This window comes from Mycolicibacterium arseniciresistens, assembly GCF_030519285.1.
Lineage (GTDB): Bacteria > Actinomycetota > Actinomycetes > Mycobacteriales > Mycobacteriaceae > Mycobacterium > Mycobacterium arseniciresistens.
The window spans coordinates 1-8,379 of record NZ_JAUMSQ010000337.1 but is presented as its reverse complement, the minus strand read 5'-3'; the positions used below and the strand labels follow the sequence as shown (position 1 = coordinate 8,379).

2 protein-coding genes are annotated in these 8,379 nt (G+C 68.9%); one reads left to right on the top strand and one right to left on the bottom strand.

Translation table 11 applies throughout. The annotated features are described in order from the left end of the window. Positions 1–7,006 (bottom strand): non-ribosomal peptide synthetase (locus Q2100_RS27665; protein ID WP_302916617.1); only part of this gene is annotated, 7,006 nt, incomplete at its 3' end. A 380-nt stretch (positions 7,007–7,386) separates the two neighbouring features. On the opposite strand from Q2100_RS27665, the gene Q2100_RS27660 reads away from it, so the two are divergent. Then, positions 7,387–8,298 carry an ABC transporter ATP-binding protein gene (locus Q2100_RS27660; protein ID WP_407667704.1) on the top strand — a complete coding sequence of 304 codons (912 nt, stop codon included), beginning with the start codon at positions 7,387–7,389 and terminating at the stop codon, positions 8,296–8,298. Positions 8,299–8,379: the final 81 nt, after the last annotated feature.

The following is an 8,379-nucleotide window of genomic DNA, read 5'->3' as shown; positions in this document are numbered from 1 at the left end:
GCCCGAACGCGATCAGCAGGATGTCCTGGATTCCGGCATGGAACGCCGCAGGAACCTCACCCAGCAGCACGCGGGTGAGGTCGCTGTCGAGCGACGCCGACATCTGCCCGGCACTGGCGTAGGTGTCCCGCTCGGGTCGGGGCGCGGGAAGCGCCGCCGGGGCCGCCGCCACCTGCCGCCAGGCCTCCCCCAGGGCCACGACCTCTGCGTCGTGGGCGTGCTCGGCCAGCAGCGACGACCACCGGACGAAGGACGTCCGGGGTGCCGGCAGCGCGACCGGTTGGCCGCTGCGATGCTGCGCCCAGGCGATGTTGATGTCCTCCAGCAGGATTCGCCACGACACCCCGTCGACGGCCAGGTGGTGGATGATCAACGCCAGCTGACCCGTCGGGGCCACCCACACCGCGCTCAGCATCACCCCGGCGGCCGGGTTCAACCGTGACCGCGCCCCCAACAGCGCCTCATCGTCGAGCACCTCGACGGTCCGAAGGCAGTCGCGTGCGTCCACCGCGCCGACCTCGGGCACCGTCAACGACCAGCCACCGGCACCGTCGGCGTCGACACGAAGCCGCAGCATCGCATGGCGATTCAGCAGCGCCTGCAACACCGACACCACGTCGGCCTCGGTTACCGCGGCGGGGGCCGAGACCACGACCGTCTGGTTGAACTCGTCGACCGGGCCGTCCACACCCGCCAGCCACCGCATGATCGGTGTGGCGACCACCGTCCCGGTGCCTTCGTCGACCACACCGGCTTCTCCGTCGGCCACCATCGCCACCCGGGCCAGCCGGGCCACCGTCTGCTCGACGAAGACGTCGCGGGGCCTGCACTCCAGGCCGGCTGCCCGGGCGTGCAGCACCACCTGCATCGACAGGATGCTGTCGCCGCCCAGGTCGAAGAACGACTCGTCGACCCCCACCCGCTCGATGCCCAAGATCTGGGCGTAGATGCCGGCCAGGATCTCCTCGACCGCGTTCGCCGGCGCCCGGTAGTGATCGACTGCGGCGTATTCGGGTGCGGGCAGGGCTCGGCTGTCGAGCTTGCCGTTGACCGTCATGGGGAACGCATCCACCACCATCACCGCTGCCGGCACCATGTAGGCCGGCAGCCGCTCGGCCAGCGCGCTGCGGGCTTGAACGGGATCAACCGTGCCCGTAGTGGTTTCGGTGATGTAGCCGACCAGGCGCTTGTCGCCGGGGCGGTCCTCGCGAGCGATCACCGCCGCCTGATCCACTCCGTCCAGGGCGGTCAGTGCGGCCTGGATCTCGCCGAGTTCGATGCGGTAGCCGCGGACCTTGACCTGTTCGTCGGCGCGGCCCAGATACCGCAGCTGGCCGTCGGCACCCCAGGAGACGAGGTCACCGGTGCGATACATCCGTGTTCCGGCCGCGCCGAACGGGCACGCCACGAACCGCGACGAGGTCAGAGCGGCCCGGCGCACATAGCCGACACCCACGCCGCGACCTGCCAGGTACAGCTCACCGACCACTCCGGCCGGAACCGGCCGCAACCACTCATCGAGCACGAAGAACGCCGCCCAGGCGATCGGCGAGCCGATCGGCGGCGCACCCGATCCCGCCGCCAACGGCGCACTCGCAGAAGCCCACATCGTCGTCTCGGTCGGCCCGTACACGTTGACCATCACCCGCCCGGGGGCCCAGCGGTCCACCAACTCGGCCGGACAGGGCTCCGCACCGATCACCAGCGCGGCCGACTCCAGACCCTGTGGGGAGAGCACCCCGACCGCCGAGGGCGTCTGGGTCAGCACGGTGACACCCTCGGCGACCAGCATCGCGTGGAAGTCCTCCGGGGAGCGCGCGACCGCGTCGGACACCACCACCAGCCGCCCACCGAACAACAGCGCACCCCAGATCTCCCACACCGAGAAATCGAATGCGTAGGAATGGAATTGCGTCCACACCTGTCCGGGCGCCAGCTCCACTCCGATGTTCAGCCCGTCGAAGAGCTGGACGACGTTGTGGTGGGTGACCGTGACGCCCTTGGGCACACCGGTGGTGCCCGAGGTGTAGATGACGTGCGCCAGGTCATCCGGCGCCGGTGCAGGCAGGGCGGTACCGGGTTGGCTGTCGATGCGGGGGTCGTCGATGTCGAGCACCATCACGTCGCAGCCGGCCAACCGGGCGGCCAGCCCGGTGGTGGTCACCGCGGCGATCGGAGCACTGTCGGCGATCATGAACTCGATCCGGGCCGCCGGCAGCGCCGGGTCGATCGGCAGGTAGGCGGCGCCGGCCTTGAGGACCGCCAGGATCGCCACGATCGCTTCGGCTGATCGCGGAAACAGCAGTGCCACAGCCTGTCCGGGCCCGGCTCCGTGCTGGGCCAACAGGTGCGCCAGCCGATTCGCCGCCTCGTCCAGTTCGAAGTAGGTCATCGACCGGCCCTCGAACGTCACCGCCACCGCCTCGGGTGCGCGGAGAACCTGCTCGGCGAACAGCTCCGGAATCGACACCCCGGCGGTCGGCTCGGTCAGCACCGCGCGGTTGCCGAGCTGATCGAGCTCGGCATGCTCGCACTCGTCGAGCACATCGATCGACGAGACCCGCCGTCCCGAGTCGGTGGTCATCGCCTCCAGGACCCGCCGCAACCGGTCGATCAGCCTGCGGATGCTGTCCGGGTCGAAGACATCGGTGCGGAACTCCACCGTCCCGCCGATCCCGGCGGGCTCACCGGCCCCGTCGAAGCGTTCGGCCAGCGAGAAGCCGAGATCCATGCGGGCGGTCTGGGTGTTCACCGGCAGCGACGTGACCTGCAGGCCCTCCAGTTCCAGGCTCGCCGCCGGATCGCTGTCCCCGGCGAACTGCCAGCCCACCAGCACCTGGATCAGCGGGTGATGCGCCATCGACCTCGAGGGGTTGAGCCGCTCCACGAGCACTTCGAAGGGCACGTCCTGGTGCTCGTAGGCGGACACGCTGCGTCGGCGCACCTGGCCCAGCAGTTCGGCGGTGGTGGGATCCCCCGACACGTCGACGCGTAGCACCAGGGTGTTGATGAAGAATCCCACCAGATCATCGAGTGCGGGATCGCGCCGTCCGGCGATCGGGAATCCGATGGCCACGTCCGGGCTGGCGCTCAGCTTCGACAACAGCACCGCCAGGGCGGCCTGGACCATCATGAAGCTGGTCGCCTTGTGCTCACGCGCCGCCCGCGCGACCTGTTGCTGCAATTCGGCCGGCCAATCCACGACCACGCTGGCACCGCGCTGTCCGGCCACCGCCGGGTACGGCCGATCGGTGGGCAGCTGCAGGCGCTCGGGCAGACCGGCCAACTCCTGCTCCCAGTAGGCCAGCTGTGCGGCGATGGGGCTGTCGCTGTCGTCGAGATCGCCCAGTTGTGCGCGCTGCCACAGTGTGTAGTCGACGTACTGCACCGGTAGCGGCTCCCACGTGGGTGCGCGCCGGGCGTACCGGCCGGCGAAGGCGACCCCGAGGTCCCTGATCAGGGGGGCGATCGACCAGCCGTCGGCGGCGATGTGATGCACGACCGCCACCAGCACGTGCTCGTCGTAGGCCAGTCGGAAAAGCGTTGCGCGCAGAGGAATCTCAGATGCCAGGTCGAAACTGTGCCGCACTGCCGCGCCGATCGCGTCATTCAGCCGGGTGGCCGACCAGCCGGTGGCGTCGACGACGTCCCAGCCGAAGTCCGCGCTCTCGGAGGGCACCACCAGTTGTTGGGGTACTCCCCCGGGCGCGGCGAGCAGGGTGCGCAGACTCTCATGACGGTCCACCACATCGGCCAGCGCCGCGCGCAACTCGTCGGTTTCGAGCAGACCGCCCAACCGCAGTGCCGCTGACAGGTTGTACACCGGGGACGGTCCCTGCAACTGGTCGATGAACCACAGCCGCTGCTGGGCATACGACAGCGGAACCACCGGCGGCCGCGCGACCGGCACCAGCGGCGCGAGCCGACGCGAACCCGTGTCGATGCGGCAGGCCAGCTCGGCCACCGTGGGTGCGTCGAACACGGTGGGCACAGAGACATCGGCATCGAGCGAGGTGTTGATCGCCGCGGACAGCCGCATCGCCAGCAGCGAATCCCCACCGAGATCGAAGAAGGATTCGTCGACGCCGACGCGATCCAGACCCAGTACGTCGGCATAGATCCCGGCCAGGATCTCCTCGACCGCGGTGCCAGGGGCCCGGTAGCCGTCGACCTCCTGGGACTCCGGTGCAGGCAGGGCGCCGGTGTCCAGTTTGCCGTTGGCGGTCAACGGCAGCGCAGGCAGGACCACCACCGCGGCAGGCACCAGGTAGGCCGGCAGCCGCTCGCCCAGCTGCGCGCGGATCTCGGCGGGTTCCGCGGTCCCCGTGATGTAGCCGACCAGGCGCTTGTCACCGGGGCGGTCCTCGCGGGCGATGACCACCGCGCGATCCACTCCGTCCAGGCCCGCCAGTGCCGCCTGGATCTCGCCCAGTTCGATGCGATAGCCGCGGATCTTCACCTGTTCGTCGGCGCGCCCGAGATACTGCAGCTGCCCGTCGGCGCCCCACCGCACCAGATCCCCTGTGCGGTACATCCGGGCCCCGGGCCGGCCGAAGGGGCACGCCACGAAACGCGACGCGGTCAATCCGGCGCGCCGCACATATCCACACGCCAACCCACCGCCGGCCACGTACAGCTCGCCGACCACGCCCGCGGGCACCGGGCGCAACCAGCCATCGAGCACGAACAGCGCCGCACCGGGCACGGGCGAGCCGATCGGCACCACATCCGTGCCCGCGGTCAACGGCGCACTGATCGCCACGCACATCGTGGTCTCGGTGGGACCGTAAGCGTTGACCATCACCCGCCCCGGTGCCCACCGGTCCACCACCTCGGCCGGGCATGCCTCACCGGCCATCACCAACGCCGTCGACTCCAGGCCCTGATCGGGCAGCAACGCCACCGCCGACGGCGTCTGGGTCAACACGCTGACGCCCTCGGCAACGAGTACCTCGTGGAAGTCCGGCGGCGAGATCACCACCGGTTCGGGCACCACCACCAGGCGCCCGCCCCGCAGCAGCGCACCGAAGATCTCCCACACCGACACGTCGAAGGCCAACGAATGGCACAGCGACCACACCCCCGCCTCCGGCAAACCGGCGGTCAATGATGCCAGCAACCGGGTGACACCCTGATGGGTGACCGCCACGCCCTTCGGGGTACCGGTGGTGCCCGAGGTGTAGATCAGGTAGGCGACGTCATCGGAGGCCGGGCCGCGCGGCGTCGGCAACGCGGCACCGGGTCGAGCGTGGCTGCGGGGATCGTCGACATCGTCGATCACCGGGAGATCGCAGCCGCTCAGTCTGCCCGCCAACCCGGTGGTGGTGATCGCCGCCTTCGGCGCGGCATCGGCGATCATGAATTTGATCCGCGACGTCGGCACTGCAGGGTCGATCGGTAGGTAGGCCGCCCCCGTCTTGAGCACGGCCAGGATCGCGGTGACCGCGTCGGCCGAACGCTCCATCAGGAGCGCGACACAGTCACCTGGGCCGATACCCTGGCCGGAGAGCCTGTGCGCCAACCGATTCGCCGCCTCGTCGAGCTCGCGGTACGACGTCGACCGGCCCTCGAAGGTCACTGCCACCGCATCGGGCGTGCGGGTCACCCACTCAGCGAACAACGCCGGAATCGACACCGGCGGGGTCACCGGCTGGGCCAGCACCGGGCGGTGACCGATCGCGTCGAGCCGGGCATGCTGGGCCTCGTCGAGCAGATCCAGCGACGACAACGGCCGCCCGGGATCGGCCGCCATCGCCAGCAACACCCGCTCCAACCGCTCTGCCAGATCGCGGACGTCGCTGTTCGCGAAGAACTGTCCGGGACCGGCCGTGCTGAGGAAGAGATCGTCGCCGTCCCTGAAGAAGACCAGCGCGAACTCGACGGGCCCGGCGTGGGTCAGCGTCCCCGTCGCCGCGGCGTCCGCGAGAAACCCGGTATGTGTGGCCGGGATGAAATTGATGACCACGCGATTCGAAGCCTGTCCGGAGCCGCGGAGAGTCGCCTTGTAGTCGATCGAGTGCACGGGAAATCGCTGGTGTTCCAGCGCATCCTGCATCTGCGTGTCCACGCGCACACAGAATTCCGAGGCGGATAGTTCCGGTGAGGCCTTGAGCACCAGCGGCACGAATCCCGACACCATGCCGGGCACCAGTTGAATCTCCGGTCGCACCCGTCTGCTCACCGGGAAGTCGAGCACCACCTCCGGGCTCTCCGTGTCGAACGCACGCACCACGAGCGCGCACGCCGCGGTGATCACCGACGACCGACGCACCCCGAGGCTCCGGTACAGGTGTCGGAGCCCGGCCACGGCGGCGGGGGCGAGCCGAACCGGTGCGCGAGACTCCTCGTCGTGGTTGCCCGCGACGGCATCAGCCAACCGGTAACGCGGCTCGCTCTCCGGGGGGAGGTTCTGCGTCCAGTACGCCGAATCGTCGAGGTATTCGGTCGAGGATTCGTAGGTCAGTTCGCATTCGACGAGATCCCGCAGCGATCCGAAGAAGGCGGGGGGTACCGGCGCGTCCGTCGCGATGGCGGAATAGATCTCCGCCATCCGATGACACACGAGGGGGATGCCGACCCCGTCGATCACGATGTGGTGGCAACACACGAAGAGATAGAACTCGTCCACCCGGGTCTGCAGCAGTGCCCATTTGAACAGCGGGCCGTCGAGCGGCATCAACGTCGCCTGGATCGACGAGATCGTCCGGTGCACCTCCTGCTCGGGGTCCGGCGAGCCCGTGAGGTCGTAGCGGGCGAGGTCGACGTCCGGGTAGTCGACCGCTCTCTGGAAGACCCTGCCGTCCACCTCGAAGAAGGCGGCCCGCAGCGGCTCGGCTTCACGCACCGCCTGAACGATCGCCCGCTGGAGGAGGCCGGGATCGATCATCCCGTCGATGCGCAGGAGCTCGCCCAGTTGCCACTTCGCACCGAAGCGGCCCGTCCTCTGCGCGAGCCAGATGTCGAGCTGACCCCGCGTCAGCGGAAATGCCCCAGCATCGAGTTCCATGCGGCCCCCAACCCAATCGGGTTTACCGATAAGAAGCCCGGCTCTCAGCCGGCCTCTCGCGCCGTCTCGAGTCGAACCTTTCTGCCGGAAACCGTACTGCCGCCGACCCGCCGATCGGAGCTTTTGGCAAAGTTTTCGATACGACTTCTGACCTAGTTCAGTAAATGGTGCGGGCACCGCACAGCCGGCGGCGGTTTGCATGAAATAGCAAGTAAATATGAGCCTGTGGCGTTGGCGTTGGCGCTCCGGACGACTGCACGAGGACGAAAATTGACGCTGAGATTACTTATACCAGCGAACGATCCCCCGCCGTCGCCGCCAGCAACACAGGGATGCGGAATCCGTCGGGCGCACGGCGCACGGTGACTTACCCTTGCGGCGTGGTCACTCCGGCGCACACCGTTGGCAGCACTGCCATCCACGCCGTCGGTCTCACCAAACGCTTCGGCCGAACGACGGCAGTCGCCGATCTGAGCATGTCCGTCGCGCCGGGTGAGGTCTTCGGGTTCCTCGGCCCCAACGGAGCAGGCAAGTCGACGACGATCCGTCTGCTGCTCGGGTTGATCCGCCCGACTGCAGGAAGCGCGACGATATTCGGCTGCGCTGCGGACGACGTCCGCCGGACCCACCGCCATCTCGCCTATGTGCCCGCTGATGTCGCGCTGTGGCCGCAACTCACGGGCGCCGAGACCCTCGAGCTGCTCGGCAACGTGGGCCCCGGCGTCGACGCCGCCTACCGCGACGAGCTGGTCGACCGTTTCGATCTTCGACTCGACAAGCCGGCAAGGACCTACTCGACCGGCAACCGGCAGAAGGTGGCTCTCGTCGCCGCCTTCGCGACGCGGGCTCCGCTTCTCGTGCTCGACGAACCCACGAGCGGCCTGGATCCGCTGATGGAGCGAGAATTTCGCGAATGTGTCGCCGCAGCCCGGGACCGCGGCCAGACGGTGTTCCTCAGCTCGCACCAGTTGGCCGAGGTGGAGATCCTGTGCGACCGGGTGGCGATCCTCCGTGCCAGGCGACTCGTCGAGATCGACAGCATCGCGGAGCTACGCCAGATGCGCCGGACGGTGGTCGAGGTGTCCTACCGCGGCCTACCACCGTTCCTCGAGGAGATCGCCGGTGTGTCGAATGTCGAGGCGCTCGACGGCGATCGAATGCGATTCAGCCTGACCGGGCCGCCGGTCGCCGCGCTCCGGGCACTCGCCGATACCGACGTCACCGGGCTCGAGATGCACGAACCGACACTCGAGGAGATCTTCCTCGAGTACTACGGAGAAGCTCGGCGATGACAGCGGTCGCGCCGCCCGGCGCACCGGCGACCGTGATGCCACATCCCGCGCCGGGACGCGCCGTGCGCCGGCTCGCGATGC